The organism is Streptomyces sp. NBC_00223 (genome assembly GCF_036199905.1).
GTDB lineage: Bacteria > Actinomycetota > Actinomycetes > Streptomycetales > Streptomycetaceae > Actinacidiphila.
The window spans coordinates 3140607-3162049 of the sequence record NZ_CP108109.1; the positions used below are offsets into that span (position 1 = coordinate 3140607).

The following is a 21443-nucleotide window of genomic DNA, read 5'->3' on the forward strand; positions in this document are numbered from 1 at the left end:
CCATGGTCCCCCGCAGGTCCGGGATGATGCCCCGCATGCGTTACCTCTTCGTCGGCGACTCGATGACCGTCGGCACCGCGGGCGACTACACGTGGCGCTACCGCATGTGGCAGCACCTGTGCGGCCTCGGCGAGCCCTTCTCGGTGGTGGGCCCGCGCACCACGCTGTACGACAGATCGGCCGACGCGGCGGTCTCCGCGGACTACGCGGACCCGTCCTTCCCGCCGCGCGCCCGGCGCCATCTCGCGGGCTGGGGCGAGGGCTGGCAGCACATGGTCCCGCTGATCGGCGACGCGGTACGCGACCACCGCCCGGACGTACTGCTGATATCGCTCGGCCTGATCGACCTCGGCTTCTACACCGACGCCGAGCAGACGGCCGTCAACGTACGGCACTTCATCGACGCCGCCCGCGCGGCCAGGCCCCGGGTGCGGATGGTGCTGCTGCCGGTGATCGCGAACATCAGGGCCGACCTCGACCCGGGCTTCGGCGACCAGTGCGCGGAGCTGAACGACCGGATGGCCAAGGCGGTCGCCGAATACGACACCGCCGCCTCGCCGCTGCTGATGGCCTCCCGGCCCGAGGGCTACGACGTCAATCTTCACACCTACGACGGCACGCACCCCAACGCGGCGGGCGAGCACAAACTCGCGGCGGCCTTCGCGAACGCGATGCACCAGGCGTGGGACCTCGGAGCGCCGTACGACGAGGACTGACGCGGCGGGCGCCTTCCGGGCGCCCGGCCTGCCCGGGGGGCGTTCCGCCGGCACGGCGTGCGGTCCGGGTGGGCCGCCCTGCGGCGGACGGCCCACCCGGAACTCCTGTCGTGGCGCGGTGCCGGAGAGTGGCCCCGGCACGGGTACCGCTTCCCGGCGCCGGGCTACTGTGCGGTCAGGGTGAAGCTCTGGGCGGGGCCGCCGTTGCCGGTCGACCCGTCGGCATCGTCCACGCACTTGCCGCTGTTGGTGTTCTTCACCGTGTACCACATGGCGGTGTCGATCGGACCGGTGCCGCCCCCGCCCGAGGAGGAGGTCGTCACCGTCACCGTGTTCGACGCGGCCGACACGTTCCCCGCCGCGTCCACCGCCTTGACCGTGTACGAGTACGACGTCGACGCGCTCAGACCCGAATCCGTGAACGACGTACCCGAGGCGGTACCGACCTGGCCGCCGCCACGCCAGACCTGATACCCCGTCACCTCCACATCGTCCGTCGACGCCTTCCACGCCAGGGACACCGACGTGCCCGACACGGTCGCGGCCAGACCCGACGGAGCCGAGGGAGCCGTCGTGTCGCCGCCACCGCTCGTGCCCTGTGTCCAGGTGAAGTGGCCGGCGCGGCCACCGCCACCCCCTTCCCCGCGGGCCAGGGCCCGGCCCCGGCCGTGCTCGACAACGACGGCAGCACCCGCTGGACCAGCGGCGCCGCCCAGGAGCCGGGCCAGTACGTCCAACTGGACCTCGGCCGCCGAACGGCCTTCCGCGGCGTCGCGATCGACTCCGGCGACGATCTCGGCGACTGCGCCCGCGGCTGGCGGCTGTCCGTCAGCGACGACGGCGCCCACTGGCGGACAGCCGCGCAGGGCACCGGCACCGGCACCGGCACCGGCACCGGCCAGCTCACCACCGCCGACCTGCACCGCACCACCAGTGCCCGCTACCTGCGCGTCACCCAGACCGGCACGGCAGGCAACTGGTGGAGTCCGGCCGGCATCCGCCTCTACCGCTGACCGGCCGTCGGACGCGCGTCACGCCGCCCGACCCGAGCTGGGCGGGTCAGGGCACCCGCCCGGCCCCCCGGCCCTTGATTCGAGCGCACTCGAAGAGCTTGGCTGAGTGCCATGGAGTACACACAGCTCGGACGTACCGGCCTCAAGGTCAGCCGCCTGGTTCTCGGCACGATGAACTTCGGCCCGCAGACCGGTGAGGAGGACAGCCACGCGATCATGGACGCGGCGCTCGCCGCGGGCGTCAACTTCTTCGACACCGCCAATGTCTACGGCGGCAGTGAGGGCAAGGGCCGCACCGAGGAGATCGTCGGCAGCTGGTTCGGCCAGGGCGGCGGCCGCCGGGACAAGACGGTGCTCGCCACCAAGGTCTACGGCAACATGTCCGCGCCCGGCGAGGAGTGGCCGAACTACGACCGGCTCTCGGCGCTCAACATCCGCCGCGGGGTCGAGGCGAGCCTCAAGCGGCTGGGCACGGACTACATCGACCTCTACCAGTTCCACCACGTCGACCGGTCCGCGCCCTGGGACGAGATCTGGCAGGCGATCGACGTCCTGGTCCAGCAGGGCAAGATCCTCTACGCGGGCTCCAGCAACTTCGCCGGATGGCACATCGCGCAGGCCAACGAGGCCGCCGCCAGGCGCGGTTCGCTCGGCCTGGTCAGCGAGCAGTGCCTCTACAACCTCGCCGAGCGCAGCGCCGAGATGGAGGTCGTCCCGGCCGCGCGGTTCTACGGCCTCGGGGTGATCCCCTGGTCGCCGCTGAACGGCGGGCTGCTCGGCGGGGCGCTGCGCAAGGAGCGCGAGGGCGGCGGCTCCCGGTCGGTCACCGGCCGCTCGGCGGACGCGCTCAAGTCCTCCGAGCAGCGCGAGCAGATCCAGGCGTACGAGGACCTGTGCGACAAGCACGAGGTGGACCCGGGTGACGTGGGTCTGGCCTGGCTGCTGACCCGCCCGGGGGTGACCGGTCCGATCGTCGGCCCGCGCACCGGCGATCAGCTGGACTCGGCGCTGCGGGCGGTGGACCTCACACTGTCCGAGGAGTTCCTGACGGCGCTGGACGAGATCTTCCCGGGCCCGGGCCCGTCCCCGGAGTCGTTCGCCTGGTGAGCCTGGTGAGCAACGGCACCCGCTGAAAGGCCGGGCCGGGCGCCGCCGCGGTTCAGCGGACCGCGGCGGCGATCGCCACCACCACGAGCATCAGGACGAAGGCGGCGGTCATCACACGAGTACGGGTCTTGGGGTCCACGCACCGAGGTTAACCGCCCCCGCCCACCCCCCACCGACGGGCCCATCCAGCGGAAAGCCAGAGACCCGACCCGAAGGGGCACCCCGTCAGGGGCGCTGGGGGTACCCCCGGCGAAGCCTGGGGGCGGAACCGCGCGAGGACCCCCCACCGGCCAGCGGCCAGGACACCACCGTGTCGTAGCGCGGCTGCTCGCCGGGCACCCCGGAGCGCGGCGGTGAGCTGCGGACCAGGTGGAGGGTGTCCGCGGTCCAGGGCGAGCCGCGGAAGTCCGCCAGCGCGTCGGCGAGGGGCCGCAACGGCACCGGGGCGCGCCTCGCGGTACGGGCCAGCGTGAGGTGGGCCCGGAAGTTCCCCTCGGCGGGCACGGCCCCGGCCCGCCGCGCGGCCGCCCGTACGGAGTCGGCGAGCCCGGCCAGACCGCTCAGGTCGCCCTCGGCGCCCGCCCACAGCGCGCGGTCCCCGAACCGCCCGCCGCCGGACAGCCGCAGCGGGTACGGGCCGTGTCGGCGGGCCGCCCGGCCGAGCCGTTCGTCCAGCTCCGGCCGTACGTCGTCGGGCACCTCGCCGAGGAACGCCAGGGTGAGGTGCCAGCTCTCGGGAGCGGTCCAGCGCAGCTCCCGGCCGCCGGGCAGGGCGCGTACGGGACCGAGCGCCGCGGCCAGTTCCGCGGTCGCGGCGGCGGGCGGCAGGACCGCGACGAAGAGTCTCATGCCGCCGAGGACACCCGGGCGCCGGCCGGTCCGGGTCCGGCATCGGGCCCGGAACCGGAGGGGTCCGGTACGGCGCCGGAGGAGTCCGGTGCGGCGTCGGCGTCCGGCGCCGCCTCGGACTCGGCGGCCGCCGCCGCGGCCGGGTCGCGGGGCACGAAGGCGATCAGCGGGCGGCGGTCCTTGCCGCGCGGCAGGTTGACGCGTACCCGCAGCCCGCCGGTCCGGGCGAGCACCAGGCCCACCGCGGCAGCGGCGGCGGCGGAGATCAGGCCGCCGGACAGGAAGCCGATCCGGGCTCCGTAGGTGTCGGTGACCCAGCCCATGACCGGGCCGCCGATCGGGGTGCCGCCGACGAAGACCATCATGTACAGGCTCATCACGCGGCCGCGCATGGCCGGGTCGGTGGTGGCGAGCTGCACGGTGGCGTTGGCCGAGGTGTTGAAGGTCATACCGAACACACCGACCGGGACCAGCAGCGCGGCGAACAGCCAGAAGGCGGGGGCCATCGCGGTGCCGGCCTCCAGCAGGCCGAAGACGGCGGCCGCGGCGACCAGCATGCGCAGCCGGGTGCGGCTGCGGCGGGCCGCGAGGAGGGCGCCGAGCAGCGAGCCCGCGGCCATCAGGGTGTTCAGCAGGCCGTAGGCGCCGGCCCCGCTGTCGAAGACCTTGTTGGCGTAGGCGGAGAGCCAGATCGGGAAGTTGAAGCCGAAGGTGCCGATGAAGCCGACGAGCACGATCGGCCAGATGAGTTCGGGGCGGCCGGCGACGTAGCGCAGGCCCTCGCGGAGCTGGCCCTTGGCGCGCGGGACGCGTTCGATGATGTGCAGCTCGGAGGTGCGCATCAGCAGCAGGCCGGTCAGCGGGGCCAGGAAGGACACTCCGTTGATCAGGAAGGCCCAGCCGCTGCCCACGGCGGTGATCAGCACACCGGCGACGGCGGGGCCGACCAGCCGGGCGGCCTGGAAGTTGGCGGCGTTGAGCGAGACCGCGTTGCGTACGGCGGTCGGGCCGACCATCTCGACCACGAAGGTCTGCCGGGTCGGGTTGTCCACGACGGTGACCATGCCGAGCAGGAAGGCGATCGCGTAGACGTGCCACACCTGGACGACACCGCTGAGGGTCAGGCCGGCCAGCAGCAGACCGAGCAGGCCCAGGGCGGCCTGGGTGCCGAGCAGGATCTGCCGCTTGGGGTAGCGGTCGGCGATCACCCCGCCGTACAGCCCGAAGAGCAGCATCGGCAGGAACTGCAGGGCGGTGGTGATGCCCACCGCGAAGGACGAACCGGTGATGCTGAGCACCAGCCAGTCCTGGGCGATCCGCGACATCCAGGTGCCGGTGTTGGACACCACGGCGCCGGTCGCGAAGAGCCGGTAGTTGCGGACCTTGAGGGCACTGAACGTGCTGGTCCTCTTGTCCGCGGGACGGTCAGGTTCGGTTGCGGTGTCTGGTCCGGCTGCCGAACTCAATCGGAAATCGCCTCCCCCTCGTCGGGTTCGTCAGGTCAATCGGTGCGCCGGGCAGGCCGGGGGCCGGCCGCCGGTGGGCGGTCGGCCCCGCGGGCCCGGGTGTCACAGGTGTGCGAGCTTCTCCAGGACGGGAGCGGCCTGGCGCAGGATGGCCCGCTCCTCTTCGTCGAGGCCCTCGGCCAGCTCGGCCAGCCAGGCGTTCCGCCGGTTGCGGCTCTCGGCGAGCATGGCCTCGGCCTGCTCGGTGCGGCTCACCACGACCTGGCGGCGGTCGTCGGGGTGCGGGTCCCTGCGGACCAGCGCCTTGGCCTCCAGCATCGCCACGATGCGGGTCATCGACGGGGGCTGTACGTGTTCCTTGCGGGCCAGCTCCCCCGGGGTCGACGGCCCGCAGCGGGCCAGGGTGCCCAGCACCGACATCTCGGTCGGGCTGAGCGATTCGTCGACACGCTGGCTGCGGAGCCGGCGCGAGAGCCGCATCACGGCTCCGCGCAGCTCGCTCACCGCGGCGCGGTCGTCCTCGGACAGTTCGGTCACTTCTTTAGGTTAGCTCATTACCTAGGCTAAGTACACTTGGGCCGCGCCGCCCCGGGAAGACCCCGCGAACAGCCCCGTAAAGGCCCCGACCGACCCCCGGCACCCCAAAGCGAACGGGCCCGGCGAGCAGGCCGGAAGCCCACCCGCCGGGCCCGTCAGGGCCCCGCCGACACCTCAGAGCAGGCCGAGCGCCGGCATCAGGTAGTAGAAGGCGAAGACCGCGGCGACCGCGTACAGCGCCACCGGCACCTCGCGCCACCGGCCCGCGGCGACCCGCAGGACACAGAAGCTGAGGAAGCCGATGCCGATGCCGTTGGTGATGGAGTAGGTGAACGGCATCAGCAGCATGGTCAGGAAGGCCGGAATGGCGATGGTGAAGTCGTTCCAGTCGATCTCCCGGATCGACCCGGCCAGGATCAGGAAGCCCACGGTGACCAGCGCGGGCGTGGCCGCCTGTGCGGGGACCATGGTCGCCAGCGGGGTGAGGAAGAGCGCCAGGACGAACAGCAGCCCGGTGACCACACTGGCCAGACCGGTCCGCGCCCCCTCGCCGACACCTGCCGTGGACTCCACGAAGCAGGTGTTCGCGGACGCGGAGGCGCCGCCGCCGGCCGCGGTGGCGATGCCGTCGATCATCAGCACCTTGCTCATGCCGGGCAGGTCGCCCTTCTCGTCCAGCAGTCCGGCCTCGTCGCTCACACCGAGGATCGTGCCCATGGCGTCGAAGAAGCACGAGAGCAGCACCGTGAAGACGAAGAGGATGCCGGTGAGCACCCCGACCTCGCGGAAGCCGCCGAAGAGGCTGACCTTGCCGATCAGGCCGAAGTCGGGCGTCGAGACCGGGTTGCCGGGCCACTCGGGCACGGTCAGGCCCCACTTCGCGGCCGGGATGTCGGCGATCGCGTCGACTATGACCGCAAGCACCGTCATGGCGACGATCGAGATCAGGATCGCGCCGGGCACCTTGCGCACGATCAGCGCCAGGGTCAGCAGGGTGCCGAGGATGAAGATCAGCACCGGCCAGCCGTTGAGGTGACCGTCGCCGCCGAGCTGGAGCGGCACGGTGGTGTGCGCGGCGTCCGGGATACGGCTGACGAAGCCGGAGTCCACCAGGCCGATCAGCAGGATGAACAGACCGATGCCGATCGCGATGCCCTTGCGCAGCCCGAGCGGCACCGCGCTCATCACCCGCTCCCGCAGCCCGGTGGCGACCAGGAGCATGATCGCGAGACCGGCCAGCACCACCATGCCCATCGCGTCCGGCCAGCTCATCCTGGGGGCGAGCTGGAGGGCGACCACCGAGTTGACGCCGAGCCCGGCGGCGAGCGCGATCGGCACATTGCCGACGACGCCCATCAGCAGGGTGGTGAAGGCGGCGGTGATCACGGTGGCCGTGACCAGCTGCCCGCCCTGGAGGTGATGACCGAATTTGTCCGCCGCCGACCCGAGGATGATCGGGTTGAGCACGACGATGTACGCCATCGCGAAGAAGGTGGCGAAGCCGCCGCGGATCTCCCGGGGGATCGAGGAGCCACGTGCGGAGATGCGGAAGTAGCGGTCCAGACCGGAGACGGGCGGGCGGCCGGTGGGCTCGCGCGCGTCGACCGGAGCGGGGGCCGAGCTGGGCATGAGGGTCCTCACGTGCACTGTCGCGCCGGATTTGGGCGATCATACGAATGATTTAGGACAACACTTGACTGTTTCAGTATGAATAACCAAGAAACCAAACACCATCTCCGCGCGTAGACCCCAGCCCTCGCACGGCCCCGACCTCCCGCCCGGCCCCCGGGGGCGGGCCGCATACCATGGGGGCCATGAGCAAGCAGCGGAGTCCCCTGCGCGAGGCCCCCGAGGCGCTGGAGGCCAATGACGTCGCCACCGTCACGGTCGGCACGATCATCTGGTTCGCGCTCTTCGTGGTGCAGCTCCCGTTCTACGGCTGGTACTCCGACCACGGCCACACCTGGTGGATCTGGACCTGCCTGGCCGGGGCCGGCCTCGGTCTGATCGGCCTGTGGTACGTACGCGCCCGCCGCGACGCCATCGCCCGGGCACGTGCCGCGCGGGACTCCGACGGGACGTCCCGGGGCCCGGCCGCCGAGTAGAAGCCGCGGCCGCCACGTACGGTCGAGGGCATGACGGAACGCACGGACACCGAACCGGCCGCTGCCCGGCACCCCGGGCTCACCGGCGCCGAGGTCGCCGAACGCGTCGCGCGCGGCGAGGTCAACGACGTCCCCGTACGCTCATCGCGCTCCACCGCCGACATCGTCCGGGCCAATGTCTTCACCCGGTTCAACGCCATCATCGGCCTGCTCTTCCTGGTCATCCTGGTCGTCGGGCCGATCCAGGACGGCCTGTTCGGCTTCGTCATCGTCGCCAACACCGGGATCGGCATCATCCAGGAGCTGCGCGCCAAGCGGACCCTGGACAGCCTGGCAGTGATCGGCGAGGCCAGGCCCATGGTCCGCAGGGACGGTACGGCCGCCGAGATCCCCACCTCCGGCATCGTTCTCGGCGACCTGGTCGAACTCGGCCCGGGGGACAAGGTCGTGGTCGACGGCGAGGTCGTCGAGGCCGACGGCCTGGAGATCGACGAGTCACTGCTGACCGGCGAGGCCGACCCCGTGCTCAAGCGCCCCGGCGACCCGGTGATGTCGGGCAGCTTCGTGGTCGCGGGCGGCGGCGCCTTCGCGGCCACCAAGGTCGGCCGGGAGGCCTACGCGGCCCAGCTCGCCGACGAGGCGTCCCGCTTCACCCTGGTCCACTCCGAACTGCGCAACGGCATCAGCCAGATCCTCAAGTACGTGACCTGGATGATGATCCCGGCGGCGATCGGTCTGATCATCAGCCAGCTGACGGTGGAGAGCAGCGACGGGCACGAGGCCGTACGCCGTACGGTGGCCGGCATCGTGCCGATGGTGCCCGAGGGCCTGGTGCTGCTGACGTCGGTGGCGTTCGCGATCGGCGTGGTCCGGCTCGGCCGCAAGCAGTGCCTGGTCCAGGAACTGCCCGCGATCGAGGGGCTGGCCCGGGTCGACGTGGTCTGCCTCGACAAGACCGGCACCCTCACCGAGGGCGGCATGGACGTCAGCGAGCTGCGGGTGCTCGACGGCGCCGACGAGCCGTACGTGGCCCGGGTGCTGGCCGCCCTCGGCGCCGCCGACCCGCGCCCCAACGCCAGCCTCCAGGCGATCGTCGACGCCTACCCGGCGGGCGGCGCCGAGGGCTGGCACACCGCCGGGACGCTGCCGTTCAGCTCCGCCCGCAAGTACAGCGGCGCCGCCCTCACCGAGCCCGGCGGCACGACGGGCACCTGGCTGCTGGGCGCCCCCGACGTACTGCTGCCGGACGGGCACACCGCCCTGGCCGAGGTCGACCGGCTCAACGACGAGGGGCTGCGGGTGCTGCTGCTGGCCCGTACCGACCGGGCGCTCGACGACCCGGCGGCCGCGGCGGCGGTCGTCCCGCGGGCGCTGGTCGTCCTCGAACAGCGGCTGCGGCCCGACGCCGCCGACACCCTGCGGTACTTCGCCGAGCAGGACGTGCGCGCCAAGGTCATCTCGGGCGACAACGCGGTCTCGGTCGGCGCGGTCGCCGCGAAGCTCGGGCTGCCGGGCGCCGAACGGCCGGTCGACGCACGCCGGTTGCCCACCGGGCGGGACGAGATGGCGGCCGTGCTGGACGAGGGCTCGGTCTTCGGCCGGGTCACCCCGCAGCAGAAGCGGGACATGGTCGGCGCCCTCCAGTCCCGCGGCCACAACGTGGCGATGACCGGCGACGGCGTCAACGACGTGCTCGCGCTCAAGGACGCGGACATCGGCGTCGCCATGGGCGCGGGGTCGGAGGCGACCCGGGCGGTGGCCCAGATCGTGCTGCTCGACAACAGCTTCGCCACACTGCCGTCCGTCGTCGCCGAGGGCCGCCGGGTGATCGGCAACATCACCCGGGTCGCCACGCTCTTCCTCACCAAGACGGTGTACTCGGTGCTGCTCGCGCTGCTGGTGGTGTGCTGGCAGCTCCCGTACCCGTTCCTGCCCCGGCATCTGACGCTGCTGTCGTCACTGACGATCGGCGTCCCGGCCTTCTTCCTCGCGCTCGCGCCCAACAAGGAGCGGGCCCAGCCGCACTTCGTCCGCCGGGTGATGCGGTACGCGACGCCCGCGGGGCTGATCTGCGGGGCGGCCGCCTTCGCGACGTACATGGTGGCGCGCCACCACTACACCGGGAGCGGGGCACTGGCCGCGGAGACCAGCGCGGCGACGCTGACGCTGTTCCTGACGGAGGTGTGGGTACTGGCGATCGTCGCCCGCCCGTACACCTGGTGGCGCGTGGGCCTGGTCCTCGCGATGGGCCTCGCCTTCGTCGTGGTCCTGGTCACCCCCTGGCTCCAGACCTTCTTCGCCCTCCGCCTGGTCGGCCACGAAATCCCCTGGACCGCCGTCGCCATCGCCGCGGCGGCCGCACTCCTCCTGGAACTCAGCTGGGCGGCGGCAGCCCGCAAAACCAGCCCGCTCGGCGGAAATCCCAGCCCGCCCGGCGTCTGAGGGCAGGAAAAGCCCGTCCGGCGTCTGAGGACAAGCCCGCGCGGCGATTGAGCGCAGGAGCCCGCGCGGCGTCTGAGCGCAGAAAGCCCGCCCGGCGCATGAGGGCGAATCAGCCCGCCCGGCGTTTGAGGGCAGAAAAAGCCCGTCCGGCGTTTGAGGACAAGCCCGCGCGGCGATTGAGCGCCCCTACGTCAGTCGAACCAGCGGTCCCGCGCCAACTCCCCTGTCCGCGACGGATCCTCCAACAACGCCGCCACCTCAAAGCGCCGCTCCCAGTGCCCCGCCGCCCAGGCGAGCCCAGCCGCGACCCCCTCCACCGTGGACGCGTGCAGCACCCCGCCCACGTACCGCCAGTCCACCTCGACCCCGTCGCCGTCTCCGTCCCCGACGAGCAGCTGCTCGTGCTCGACATACGCCCCCGGCGCGGCCGGCAACAGATCGAAGACCGCCGGGAGCACTTCGTGCTCCTCCCCCTCGGAGACGACGGCCGCCTCGACGGCCTCGCTCAGCCGCCGTACCTGGAACAGCTCGGCCAACTCGGCGGCCAGCCGCGGCGGCACGGGCAGCAGCGGCAACCCGTCCGCGAGCGGCAGCAGATCGGGCGCGTCGGCGACCACCGCGTCGGCCGCGTCCACGACGACCGTCGCGCCGTCGAGGACCGCTCGCAACTCGTCGGGCAGCGTGACCTGTTCGGGATCGAGGTCGGCGAGCGCCGCGTACAGCCGGTGGAGCTGCGCGGCGCCGACCTGCCGTCCGGGGTCGGCGAGACGGCCCAACAGCTCGGCCGCGCCCCCGGGTTCGGCGAGCAGCGCGGCCGCGGAGGTCCGTACGCCGAGCGCCCGCAGCACCTGCTCGTCCACGGCCGTGTCGGTCTCGGCCTCGTCGTAGAGCCCGGCGAGCAGTCGGTCGCCGCCGGCCGCGCGCAGGCCGACCGGGCGGCGGCCGTCGAGGACCGGGTGGTCGCGCAGCCACCAGGCGGCGTAGGGGCGTACGGACTCGGTCGTGCCGTCGGGCAGCAGGACCCGGACCGGCGCGGTCACGGCGTCCCGCAGCGGCGGCCGGGAGAGCAGGGCGAGCGCCTGCGGCCAGGCGTCGTCGTCCACGAGGTCGAGGTCGCGCACGCCGATGATCTCGGTGGCCACGGGCGGTACATCGGTCTCGGGGAGCTGGTCGAGGATGTCCTCGCACCAGACGTCGACGGCGTCGAGCAGACCGACGTCGTCGGGCTGCGCCCAGTCGGTGTCGCGCGGTTCGAGGTCGTCGGGGTCGAGGACGACATCGGTGGCGCGGACCAGTGCGAAGGTGGCGAGCACCCCGATGGCGGTCAGCGGCTGTTCACCCCAGCGGTCGGCCAGTTCGGCGTCCACGGTGCCGAGTTCGCCCTCGCGCAGGACGGCCTCCAGCGGGCTGCCGGGGAGGACGAGTTCACCGGCGGGGGCGAGTTCACCGTCCTCGTCGGGCAGGGCGAGCCCGGACAGCCAGGGCTCCTCGCCGGGCGCGAGGCCCGCGGCCTTGGCGAGGCCGAGCACGGTGTCGGCCAACTCCTCGGCGTCCAGGCCGGTTTCGTCGTCCCAGGTGGCGTTGTCGTCGTCGAGCGAGGCGGCGACGGCGGCCCGTACCTGGGGGGTCGTCAGGATGGCCCTCGGGGTGGCGGGCGCGGCGCCGAGTTTCTCCAGCAGCGGGTGGGCGGCGTCGGCGTGGGCGAGCCGCAGGCCGAGCCGGGCGAGCACGGCGGGGTCCACCTCGGCGGCGTTCTCGCCGCGCACGGGCAGCAGCACCTGGCGCGGGCCGACCACCGTACGGCCGTCGGCGAGCGGTACGGGCAGGCCGCTGAGGACGTCCGCGTCGGTGCCGGCCAGGGCGTCGTAGAGCCGCCACCACCAGTCGGCCGGGCGTTCGGCGCCGGCCAGCCGGTCGACCGCGTCGGCGAGGGTGAGCCGGGCGACGCCCAACTGACGCAGCGCGGGGCGCCGTTCGAGCGTGGCGGGCAGCAGCGTCGGCAGCACCTCGGCCAGTACGCGTACGGCCTGCGCGGTGGCGCCCTCCACCACCTCGGCCTCGACCGGGCGCAGCGCGTGGCCCTCGCCCGCGAGCGGGCCGCCACCGTCCCAGGAGTGCGGGTCCGCGGCGGGGCCGCCGCTCTCGGCCACCGGCATCTCGGCGGCGCGCGGCAGGAAGGCGGTACGGGGCAGGGCGGCCAGCACCCGGCGGCGCAGCTCGGCGTCCAGTTCGCCCTTGCCGAGCGGGCCGGGCACGAGGTCGACCACGCCGGGGCCGACGGGCTGCCACCCGGCGAGCAGACGTACGTACTCCTCGGCCGCGCGGTCCAGCAGGAAGTCGGTGAGCGGGCCGGGGGCGGCGTGCCGCCGGGTCGGGTCGAGCGGGAAGGAGGCGAGCAACAGCGCGGGCAGACCGAGGAGTTCGTCGGTCGGGGTGGGCGCGTGCACGACGCCCGCGGTGCGCGGGGTGGCCGGGGCGCCCTCGGCGTCCACCGGGACGGCCCAGGTGACCGACCAGACCGGACGCAGCCGCTCCTCGACCGGTCGGTCGGCGAGGAGTTCGGGTTTCAGGTCGCCCGCGGCGGATCCGACGCGCCAGCGGGTGGGCTCGATCCGGGCGGTGTCCTCGATCAGCACGTCGCCGCCGTCGAGTTGACGTCGCGTCAAGGTGCGTACGCCCGAGGGTGTCTCGATCACCACTTCGGCGAGTCCGGGCAGCGCGAGCAGCAACGCGTCGTCCACGGCGTCGAGCAGCCGGACCGTCAGATCGGTGGCGGCGCCGTCGCGCAGCGGCAGGACGACGACGGTGTCGTACGGTTCCGGCGCGGTGCCCTCCGCCGGGAACGGCAGCCGCAGCAGCGGGACATGGCCGTCGCGGCGCCGCAACTCCTCTGCCATGCCGGGGATGTCGGCGGCCAGCGCTCGGGCCTCGGCGAGCGACCAGCGGACGCCGCCGGTACGGCTGAGCACGGCGGGTTCGTCGCTGACGGCGAGGACGGCGGCGAAGCCGACGCCGAAGCGGCCGACGGCGGCCGGTCCTTCCTCGCGCTTCGCGGAGGCGCGCAGGGTGGAGAGCGATTCGACGGCGGCGGCGTCGAGGGGGGCGCCGGTGTTGGCGGCGGCGAGGACGGCTTCGCCGTCGTCCTCGGCGTCCGGGTCGGCCGCGTGAAGGGTGAGGCGGAGGCGGCCGGGGACGCCCGCGCGGATCGCCGCGTCGGCGGCGTTCTGGGCGAGTTCGACGACCAGACGGTCGCGGTAGCCGCCGAGGGCGAGGTCCTCCTCGGCGTTGGCGTCCTCGCGGAAGCGGGCGGCGGAGGTGGACCAGGCGGTGGTCACCGCGTGGCGCAGGGTGCTGGTGCGGAAGGGGTCGGGATGGCCTTCCGGGGCCGTTCGGGTCACGCCTGCGCGGGTCACGTCCGCCCTTCCGTTCTTGCCGTGGTCCGCCCCTGAGGGCTTTGCGGTGACGGTACCGCCAAATGGTGCTGCCGGGCTCACCGGTCCTGCCCGCGTCCGGCGGCGCGGCCGGGTGCCCGCCCGCACCACCCGCTACCGGCGACACCACGCGTCACCGGCGATACGTCGGCCTTCGGGCCCCGCCGATCCGGCCGGCGGTGCCCCCGTCGCTACGACTCGTCCAGCTCGTCCGTGTCGTGGAGGTCGTCCAGGACCATCGGTGCCGGGCGGGGCGGCGCCGGCATGACCGCGGCCTCGGAGTGGCCACCGCACCCGTACGCCAGGGAGACCAGCCGTCCGTCCGCCGGGGAGAACTCGTTCGCGCACACCCCGAACGCCTGGCTCAGCGATCCGGCGATCGGCACCAGGAACGCGCAGCTCACACACTGCGCGGGCGCCGCCTGGGCCATCGGGGTCTTCGCCCCGAACTGCTCCTCCCAGCGGTCCGCGGCCGTGTGCAGCCCGAACCGGGACAGCACCCGGGGCCGGCCCATGCCCAGCTCTCCCGCGACCGAGCCGATCTTCGCCACCGAGGGCACCACGTCGTCGTCCGAGGTCTCCACGGGCACGATCTCGCCCGCCCACCCCGGTTCGAGCCGCAGGTCGTCGGCCTCCGTGGGCAGCAGATCGCCCGGGCCCATGTCGCCGGGGCGCAGCCGCTCGCTCCACGGCACCCACTCGGGCGCGAGCACGGCGTCGGGGCCGGGCAGCAGCACCGTCTCGTCGATGGTGACGTTCTTGGCGCGCGAGGCCCGGGTGAGCGTGGTGGCCCACTGCCAGCCCCGGTACGCCGGCTCGTTGCAGGCGAACAGATGGGTGACGACCCGGTCGCCCTCCGCGACGACCCCCAGGTGCTCACCGACGGATTGTGGGCCCGCCGCCTCCAGCGTCACGGCCAGCGCGACATCGACCGCCTCGGCGCACAGGCGGTCAGGGGTACGGCTTCGCATCGCAGGACTCACAGAAATCGTTTCTCTCTCTACGCCGTCTCACGTGTGCCCCCGCGGGCGGACGGACCCGGTGCCGAGAGCGGCGGCGGAGCGGACCTGTGGACCGCTTCAACGCGTTCGTTCCCTGCTTCCCCGGCCTGCCCGAGCCTCTTCGAGCGCACCTGTTGTCACCATTCTGCGCGATCGCACGCTACCGGTGTGCACCACGTGCGCAAAGGAGGGGGTGCGTGATCTTCCAATTGGGGCAGGATTGCGTCGTGGCACGAACCGTGACCGCGGGCCCAGGGCCCGTACGCAGCGCCGGGCGCGCCCTCGCGAGCGGCGTGGGGCGGCTGGCGGGTGGCGTACGCCGCCGTGTCCGCCGGACGACACACGCGGGGGGCGCGGGCGAGTCGGGTCTGGCCAAACTCATCGAGCTGCACGCGGTCAACTCCGCGGGCGACATGCTGATCACCATCGCGCTGGCCAGCACGGTGTTCTTCTCGGTGCCCAGCGGCGAGGCCCGCGGCCGGGTCGCGCTGTATCTGCTGGTCACCATGGCGCCGTTCGCGCTCCTCGCCCCGGTGGTCGGACCCCTGCTCGACCGGTTGCAGCACGGCCGCAGGGCCGCGATGGCGATGTCCATGGTGGCCCGCGCGGTGCTGGCCTGGACGATGGCCGGGGTGGTCTCGACCGCCGGCCTCGGCCTGTATCCGATGGCGCTGGGTGTGCTGGTGGCCTCGAAGGCGTACGGGGTCGTGCGCAGCGCGGTGGTGCCGCGGCTGCTCCCGGGCCGTACCACTTTGGTGAAGGCGAACTCCCGGGTCACCCTCTCGGGTCTGCTGGCGACGGCCATAGCGGCGCCGGTCGGGGCCGGGCTGCACGTCATCGGACCGCAGTGGCCGCTCTACGGGGCCTTCGCCGTCTTCGTCTGCGGCGCGCTGCTGTCGATGTCGCTGCCGCCGAAGGTGGACTCCTCGCACGGCGAGAGCAAGGCCCGGCTGACCGCGGACGAGGAGGCGCCGGCCGAGCCCTCCGGGGTGCCGGGCAAGCAGCCGGGCCTGCTCGGCGTCGGCTCCTCGGTGCTGCACGCGCTCCAGGGCAATTCGGGGCTGAGGGCGCTGTCCGGCTTCCTGACGATGTTCCTGGCGTTCATGCTGCGCGAGCATCCGCTCGGCGGGCTGACCCCGGCGATGTCGCTCGGCGTCGTGGGTGTGGCGGCGGGCGCGGGCAACGCGCTCGGCACGGCGCTCGGCGCGTGGCTCAAGGCGCGCGGGCCCGAGGTGATCATCGGCGGTGTGCTGGTCTGCGCGCTGACGGCGGCCACCGTCGCGGCGGGCTGGTACAGCCTGGTGACGGTCGGCGCGGTCGCGGCCGTGGCGGGCATCTCGCAGGCGCTGGCGAAGCTGTCGCTCGACGCGCTGATCCAGCGCGATGTGCCCGAGCGGGTGCGGACCTCGGCCTTCGCCCGCTCCGAGACCGCCCTCCAGCTGTCGTGGGTGGTCGGCGGCGGCATCGGGATACTCCTGCCGCTCAACGGTTCGCTGGGCATGGCGGTGGCGGCCTGCCTGGTGCTGCTGGCCTTCTCGGTGTCGGTACGCGGCCTGTTGGGGGCCGCCCGCCGGGGCGGTACGGCGCGCGCCCGGGTGGCCTGAGCGGCACCCCCCGCACGGGTGGTGCCGCAAGGCGTACGCACGCGCCCGGCCGGCCCGGCGCACCGCGCCCGGTCGGCCTCGCGCACCGGCCCCGGCCTGCGGCTCCCGCGCGGGGACACGCAGCACCCCCACGCGGGCCCGGGGCAACCGCCCGGTAGCCTCCCCCCATGAGCATTCGCCGCGCCGCCACCGCTATCGGTGCCGTATCCCTGGGGCTGATCGCCCTCACCGCCTGTGAAAAGCCGACCGCGCTGGCCACGGTGACCGTCGGCAGCAACACCGTCACGGCGGAGGCCAGTTCCAAGTGCTACGCCAAGGGCGCCAAGCTGCCGGAGCAGATCTTCGTGGCCTGCCTCCAGGCGAAGCCCACGCACCACATCACCGTGCCGGTGGGCGACCAGGTGCGGATCGGCGTCGACCCGTCGATCGGCGACAAGGGCTGGCTGATCGTGCAGAACACCTCGCTGGCCACGCCCGAACTGCTCAAGGACAAGACCTACTGGACGCTCGACAGCGCGACGCTGTTCACCGTGCAGGACCCGCAGACCGGCCAGTCGCAGCAGGCGAAGTCGGTGACGCTGAACATCGTGGAGTCCACCGACACCAGCGGCCAGAACTCCTACCGGGTCATCCAGTTCACCCTCGTCCGGGGCACATGACCGGGCGCCCGCCCCACCCGTCCGTGCCCGCCCGGCTGCTCGTGATCACCGCGGTGGCACCGGAGCGCGACGCCGTGCTGGCGGGGCTGGACGGTGCCGCCGATGTCGTCGCGGGCGGGGTCGGCCCCGCGGCGGCCGCCGCCTCCACCGCGACCGCGCTGGCCCGCGCCGAGGCGGCGGGACGCCCGTACGGCCTGGTGGTCTCGGCCGGCATCGGCGGCGGTTTCGCCCCGGCCGCGCCGGTGGGCACGGTCGCCGTCGCGTCCGCGATCGTGGCCGCGGACCTCGGGGTACGGACGGCCGAGGGCTTCGTACCGGTCGACGAGCTGGGCTTCGGCGCCTCGCGCCACCTGCCGCCGGCCGCGCTGAGCCGGGCCGTCGCCGAGGCGCTGCACGCGGCGTACGGGCCCGTTCTCACGGTGTCCACGGTGACCGGTACGGCCGAGCGCGCCGCCGAGCTGACCGCCCGCCACCCGGACGCGGTGGCCGAGGCGATGGAGGGGTTCGGGGTGGCGGCGGCCGCCGCCGCGGCCGGCGTACCCGTACTGGAGATCCGTACGGTGTCCAACGCCGTCGGCCCCCGGGACCGGGCGGCCTGGCGGATCGGCGAGGCACTGGCGGCGCTGACGACGGCGTTCGGGAAGCTCCCGGCCGCGCTGGAGGTTGAGGCAAAGCATGGCTAGCAACGCGGACAACGCAAGCAACGCTGACAACGCACAGAACACGGCTGAGCCGGCGCCCGGCCGGCCGGGCACGGCGGACGGCGACGCGTTGCGGATCGCGTACTCCCCCTGTCCCAACGACACCTTCGTCTTCCACGCCTGGGCGCACGGCCTGATCCCCGACGCGCCGCCGCTCGATGTGACCTTCGCCGACATCGACCTCACCAACGGGATGGCCGAGCGCGGCGAGTTCGACGTCCTCAAGGTCTCGTACGCGGTGCTGCCGTGGGTGCTGGACGAGTACGCGCTGCTGCCCTGCGGCGGCGCGCTGGGCCGCGGCTGCGGGCCGCTGGTGCTCACCCGTGAGCCCGGGGTGGACCTGGCGGGCAAGACGGTGGCGGTGCCGAGCGAGCGGTCGACCGCGTATCTGCTCTTCCGGCTGTGGGCGGCGGCCGAGGTGCCCGGCGGGGTCGGCGAGATCGTGGTGCTGCCCTTCCACGAGATCATGCCCGCGGTCCGCGACGGCCGGGTGGACGCGGGTCTGGTGATCCACGAAGCCCGCTTCACCTATCAGAACTACGGGCTGCACAGCCTCGCGGACATGGGCGAGCACTGGGAGTCCACCACCGGGCTGCCGATCCCGCTGGGCGCGATCATCGCCAAGCGCTCGCTGGGCAAGGAGCGGCTGCACGCGCTGGCGGAGGCCGCGCGCGACTCGGTGCGCAGGGCGTGGGACGACCCGGACGCCTCCCGCGCGTATGTGCTCGCGCACTCCCAGGAGATGGACCCGGCGGTCGCCGACCAGCACATCGGGCTGTACGTCAACGAGTTCACCGCCGATCTGGGCGAGGACGGCTACGCGGCCGTACGGGGTCTGCTCACCCGGGCGGCGGCCGAAGGGCTTGTACCGCCGCTGGGCGCGGACGCGCTGGCTTTTTAGAACGGTCTTGCGGGCGGGGGTCATTGAGGTCCGGCGGCGTCCCGGATTTTCCGCCCCCGCCCGGAAATCCTTGACCGGAAACCGCGCGGAATCGTGTCCTGAAATACTTGCGGGCGTTTTTCCGGAGGCGGCCCCTCCGGAAAAACGCCCGTCCTGTCAAACGCCGGCGTCCGTCACGTCAAACGCCGCCGCCCGACACCGTCATACGTCCAGCTGGTCCGCCACGACCCGCAGCACGGAGGCGATCTTGTGGCCGTGCGCCTTGTCCGGGTACTTGCCGCGCTGGAGCGAGCGGGCGACGTCCTCCAGCAGGGTCGTGAGGTCCTGCACGATGGGCAGCAGCTCGTCCGGCTTGCGGCGCTGAGCGGCCGCGACGGAGGGGGCGGGGTCGAGCAGAGTCACCGAAAGTGCCTGGTCGCCGCGCTGTCCCGCGACGACTCCGAATTCCACGCGCTGTCCGGGCTTGAGGGCCGCCACGCCGTCGGGCAGCACCGAGGAGTGCACGAAGACGTCGCCGCCGTCATCGCGGGAGAGAAAGCCGAAGCCCTTCTCGCTGTTGAACCACTTGACCTTGCCGGTAGGCACGTCCGACCTCGTCCTCATTGCTCGAAACTGCTGTGAATATGACATCAGCGGGTCCATCGGAGACCCGCTGGCACCAGGCTAATGGCCTGCCGCTGTGTGACAAGACGCCGAGGTCACGTTCCCCGGTGTCCACGGAACGGACCTACCCTTGTCCGGTGAGCAAACAAACCCTGGGCGCCGGTGACCTGCTCGTGCGGGTCGGCGCGATCGTGTTCCTGGTGGGGGCGGTCGGCACGATGGCCACCGTCGCCCCGCTGCTGCTGGGCACCCACCGGCTGCCGACGCCGGCGTACTTCGTGTCGATGCTGATGGCCGTCGGGCTCGCGCTGGCCCTCGGCGGTGTGCTGCGCTCGGCGCTGTCCCAGCGGCAGGCGCTGCGTGAGGCGGTCGGGGGCGCGGACGGCGGCTCAGGCGTACGGGACGGCGGCGCGCCCGCTCAGGCCGCCGCCGAGCTGTAGTCCGCGAACCAGGCGGGGAACTCGGTCAGGTCGCCGAGTACGACATCGGCCCCGGCCGCGCGCAGCGTCTCCGCGTCGAACGGCCCGGTGGTCACCGCCACCGACAGCGCCCCCGCGGCCCGGGCGCCGCGTACGTCCCCGGTGTGGTCCCCGACGTAGACGGCCGCGCCGTACTCGATCAGCGCCCGCGCCTTCGCCTCCGCCCACAGCCAGCCGCGCAGTTCCGCGTCGATGCCGAGGTGGGTGAGGTGCAGCCGGGCGCTCGGCTCGTACTTGGCGGTGACGACGACCGGCCGTCCGCCCGCCGCCCGCACCGCCGCGACGGATTCCGCCGCGCCCGGCATCGCGGGTGAGGGCACGATCGCGTGGTCCACGTAGAGGGCGCGGTAGCGGTCGCCCATCTCCTGGACGTGCTCGGCCGGGAACCAGTGGGCGAGCTCCTGCTCCAGCGGCGGCCCGAGCCGGGTCACGGCCAGATCCCCGTCGATGAAGACACCGGTCTCGGCGGCCAGCCGCTCGAACACCGCCCGGATGCCGGGCCGCGAGTCGACCAGGGTCATGTCCAGGTCGAAGCCGACGGTCAGCGGGGAGCGGGGGCTCGGGGCTCCCGGCTGGGGAACGGACGGCTGCGGGGTCGGCGTCCGGACCGGCGTCGGGACCGGCGTCGGCGCGGAGAGATCGTTGGTCACGCCACCCATTGTCACCGGCCGGTCGAGCTCTTGTGGGCCGGTGCCCGAATCGTCCCGGTGGCGCGCACCGGGTGACCCGGCGGCGCTGGACCTGACGTGGTGTCAGATCTGCTACGCGGTACGCCGGCTGCGCCATAGCAGGTAGAGCGCGGAGCCGAAGGCCGCGAGCCGTACGGTGGCCGGGAAGGCGTCCTGCATCGCCTGGCCCATCTGACCCTGCGCGATGGGCGTGCTCCACTTGCCCGCATTGCGGCCCCACAGCCACACCGCCATGCCCAGGACGGCCAGGCCCGGGATGCCGAGGACGGCGAACTTCGCCTGCGGGCGCGAGAGCCGGGGCGAGAACCAGCCGGCGAGCCAGCCGAGGCCGAGCGGTATCCACGAGCCGATGGCGGCGCCCGCGATCAACAGGACCGCGGCCAGCAGGAGTACGGGGTTGCCGAGGCCCTTGCCGGCGCCTCCGCCCTCTCGGCGGCGCAGGAGCCGGCGGCGGGGCGTGCCGCCCTTGGGCTCCTCCTCGTACACCTCTTCCTCGTCCGCCGCGGGTGGGGCGAGGCCCGGGCCGGGTCCGGCGTCGTCCTCGCCCTCTTCGAGGTCCTCGTCGTCGAACGGGATGAAGATGCCGCCGGTCATCCCCGGCAGCCCGGTCAGCTCGTCCCCGGCGCGGAAATGGCCTCCGGCGCCGCGGGGGTCGACGCGCAGCCAGTCGGAGTCGCGGCCGGAGCCCCTGGCCGTCTTCGCGCCCTTGGCGTCGGACGCGTTCTCGGCGTCCTCCGCGCGGGCCCGGGGGACCTGGGGGCCGGGGGCGCGCTTGGCGTAGGGCCCGTACGAGCCGGGCGGCGGCTCGGCGGCGGGCGCGTCGTCGGAGGACGACGCGCGGGTACGGCCGCCCGTGCCCGCCGCGGCCTCCACGACCGCGTCCGGGCTGCCGATCCGGCCCAGGATGCGCTCGACGGTGGCCGGGCTGTCGGCGCCGCGGCGCTCGCGGTCGATGTCGTTGCGCAGTTGCGCGACGAGTTGCATCCGCTGCGCGGCGGGCAGGGCGGTCTGCGCCAGATCGCCGACCCGGCTCAGATAGTCGAACACCAGCCGGTCACTCTCGACACCCACCGTCAAGCCCCCTTCCACCATGCTGCGTTGGCCCCCGTTCGGCCAGGAACGACCGTACTCGCCCGGCCC

At 73.3% G+C, this 21443-nt stretch carries 19 protein-coding genes and 1 pseudogene; 10 read left to right on the forward strand and 10 right to left on the reverse strand.

What is annotated here, in order from left to right:
- Positions 1-35: 35 nt before the first annotated feature.
- Positions 36-716, forward strand: coding sequence for a GDSL-type esterase/lipase family protein (locus tag OHA30_RS13080; protein WP_328914002.1), 681 nt, complete (start codon positions 36-38; stop codon positions 714-716).
- A gap of 164 nt (positions 717-880) precedes the next feature.
- Here the strand turns inward: OHA30_RS13080 and OHA30_RS33965 are convergent, their stop codons facing one another.
- Entirely contained in the window at positions 881-1444 is a 564-nt protein-coding gene (locus OHA30_RS33965; protein ID WP_443045129.1) for a fibronectin type III domain-containing protein, read from the reverse strand.
- On the opposite strand from OHA30_RS33965, the gene OHA30_RS13090 reads away from it, so the two are divergent.
- Both OHA30_RS13090 and OHA30_RS13095 read left to right on the forward strand, forming a co-directional pair.
- On the forward strand, positions 1328-1729 hold the full coding sequence (locus OHA30_RS13090) for a discoidin domain-containing protein (RefSeq protein ID WP_328914003.1): 402 nt from the start codon (positions 1328-1330) through the stop codon (positions 1727-1729). The two genes, OHA30_RS33965 and OHA30_RS13090, sit on opposite strands and share 117 nt — an antisense overlap.
- Positions 1730-1840: 111 nt before the next feature.
- Complete coding sequence (locus OHA30_RS13095) at positions 1841-2836, forward strand: aldo/keto reductase (RefSeq protein WP_328914004.1); 996 nt, start codon at positions 1841-1843, stop codon at positions 2834-2836.
- Between the two features lie 225 nt (positions 2837-3061).
- Here OHA30_RS13095 and thpR read toward each other — a convergent pair whose 3' ends face one another.
- The 4 genes from thpR to OHA30_RS13115 all read right to left on the reverse strand — a co-directional run bounded on the left by thpR (position 3062) and on the right by OHA30_RS13115 (position 7317).
- Positions 3062-3685: an RNA 2',3'-cyclic phosphodiesterase gene (gene thpR / locus OHA30_RS13100; RefSeq protein WP_328914005.1), complete on the reverse strand. Its 624-nt coding sequence runs from the start codon at positions 3683-3685 to the stop codon at positions 3062-3064.
- Complete coding sequence (locus tag OHA30_RS13105; RefSeq protein WP_405785595.1) at positions 3682-5151, reverse strand: MFS transporter; 1470 nt, start codon at positions 5149-5151, stop codon at positions 3682-3684. Before OHA30_RS13105 ends, thpR begins: the two co-directional genes overlap by 4 nt.
- A 102-nt stretch (positions 5152-5253) precedes the next feature.
- Complete coding sequence (locus OHA30_RS13110) at positions 5254-5631, reverse strand: MarR family winged helix-turn-helix transcriptional regulator (RefSeq protein ID WP_328917847.1); 378 nt, start codon at positions 5629-5631, stop codon at positions 5254-5256.
- Between the two features lie 231 nt (positions 5632-5862).
- The gene (locus OHA30_RS13115) at positions 5863-7317 is read right to left on the reverse strand and encodes an NCS2 family permease (protein ID WP_328914006.1); all 1455 of its coding nucleotides are present in this window, start codon (positions 7315-7317) and stop codon (positions 5863-5865) included.
- A gap of 176 nt (positions 7318-7493) precedes the next feature.
- On the opposite strand from OHA30_RS13115, the gene OHA30_RS13120 reads away from it, so the two are divergent.
- Positions 7494-7793, forward strand: coding sequence for a DUF2530 domain-containing protein (locus tag OHA30_RS13120; protein ID WP_405785594.1), 300 nt, complete (start codon positions 7494-7496; stop codon positions 7791-7793).
- A gap of 30 nt (positions 7794-7823) precedes the next feature.
- Complete coding sequence (locus tag OHA30_RS13125; protein ID WP_328914008.1) at positions 7824-10235, forward strand: HAD-IC family P-type ATPase; 2412 nt, start codon at positions 7824-7826, stop codon at positions 10233-10235.
- 191 nt (positions 10236-10426) lie between these two features.
- Here the strand turns inward: OHA30_RS13125 and OHA30_RS13130 are convergent, their stop codons facing one another.
- On the reverse strand, positions 10427-13648 hold the full coding sequence (locus OHA30_RS13130; protein ID WP_328914009.1) for a sacsin N-terminal ATP-binding-like domain-containing protein: 3222 nt from the start codon (positions 13646-13648) through the stop codon (positions 10427-10429).
- Positions 13649-13857: 209 nt separating this feature from the next.
- On the reverse strand, positions 13858-14637 hold the full coding sequence (locus OHA30_RS13135) for a DUF3027 domain-containing protein (protein WP_328914010.1): 780 nt from the start codon (positions 14635-14637) through the stop codon (positions 13858-13860).
- Between the two features lie 257 nt (positions 14638-14894).
- On the opposite strand from OHA30_RS13135, the gene OHA30_RS13140 reads away from it, so the two are divergent.
- The 4 genes from OHA30_RS13140 to OHA30_RS13155 all read left to right on the forward strand — a co-directional run bounded on the left by OHA30_RS13140 (position 14895) and on the right by OHA30_RS13155 (position 18532).
- The gene (locus OHA30_RS13140; RefSeq protein WP_405785593.1) at positions 14895-16271 is read left to right on the forward strand and encodes an MFS transporter; all 1377 of its coding nucleotides are present in this window, start codon (positions 14895-14897) and stop codon (positions 16269-16271) included.
- A gap of 167 nt (positions 16272-16438) precedes the next feature.
- Positions 16439-16930, forward strand: coding sequence for a hypothetical protein (locus OHA30_RS13145; protein ID WP_328914011.1), 492 nt, complete (start codon positions 16439-16441; stop codon positions 16928-16930).
- Complete coding sequence (locus OHA30_RS13150; protein WP_328914012.1) at positions 16927-17613, forward strand: futalosine hydrolase; 687 nt, start codon at positions 16927-16929, stop codon at positions 17611-17613. The genes OHA30_RS13145 and OHA30_RS13150 overlap by 4 nt, the downstream gene beginning before the upstream one ends.
- Positions 17606-18532 (forward strand): 1,4-dihydroxy-6-naphthoate synthase, encoded by a 927-nt coding sequence (locus OHA30_RS13155; RefSeq protein WP_328914013.1) that lies wholly within the window; start codon positions 17606-17608, stop codon positions 18530-18532. Before OHA30_RS13150 ends, OHA30_RS13155 begins: the two co-directional genes overlap by 8 nt.
- A 201-nt stretch (positions 18533-18733) precedes the next feature.
- Here the strand turns inward: OHA30_RS13155 and OHA30_RS13160 are convergent, their stop codons facing one another.
- Complete coding sequence (locus tag OHA30_RS13160) at positions 18734-19117, reverse strand: cold-shock protein (protein WP_328914014.1); 384 nt, start codon at positions 19115-19117, stop codon at positions 18734-18736.
- 155 nt (positions 19118-19272) lie between these two features.
- On the opposite strand from OHA30_RS13160, the gene OHA30_RS13165 reads away from it, so the two are divergent.
- Positions 19273-19575 carry a hypothetical protein gene (locus tag OHA30_RS13165; RefSeq protein WP_328914015.1) on the forward strand — a complete coding sequence of 101 codons (303 nt, stop codon included), beginning with the start codon at positions 19273-19275 and terminating at the stop codon, positions 19573-19575.
- On the opposite strand, the gene OHA30_RS13170 is transcribed toward OHA30_RS13165, so the two are convergent.
- Together OHA30_RS13170 and OHA30_RS33970 are read right to left on the reverse strand one after the other, a co-directional pair.
- Positions 19554-20273 carry an HAD family hydrolase gene (locus OHA30_RS13170; RefSeq protein WP_328917849.1) on the reverse strand — a complete coding sequence of 240 codons (720 nt, stop codon included), beginning with the start codon at positions 20271-20273 and terminating at the stop codon, positions 19554-19556. The two genes, OHA30_RS13165 and OHA30_RS13170, sit on opposite strands and share 22 nt — an antisense overlap.
- Before the next feature lie 948 nt (positions 20274-21221).
- A pseudogene (locus OHA30_RS33970) lies at positions 21222-21329 on the reverse strand (HAAS signaling domain-containing protein); the annotation flags it as partial.
- Between the last annotated feature and the right edge of the window lie 114 nt (positions 21330-21443).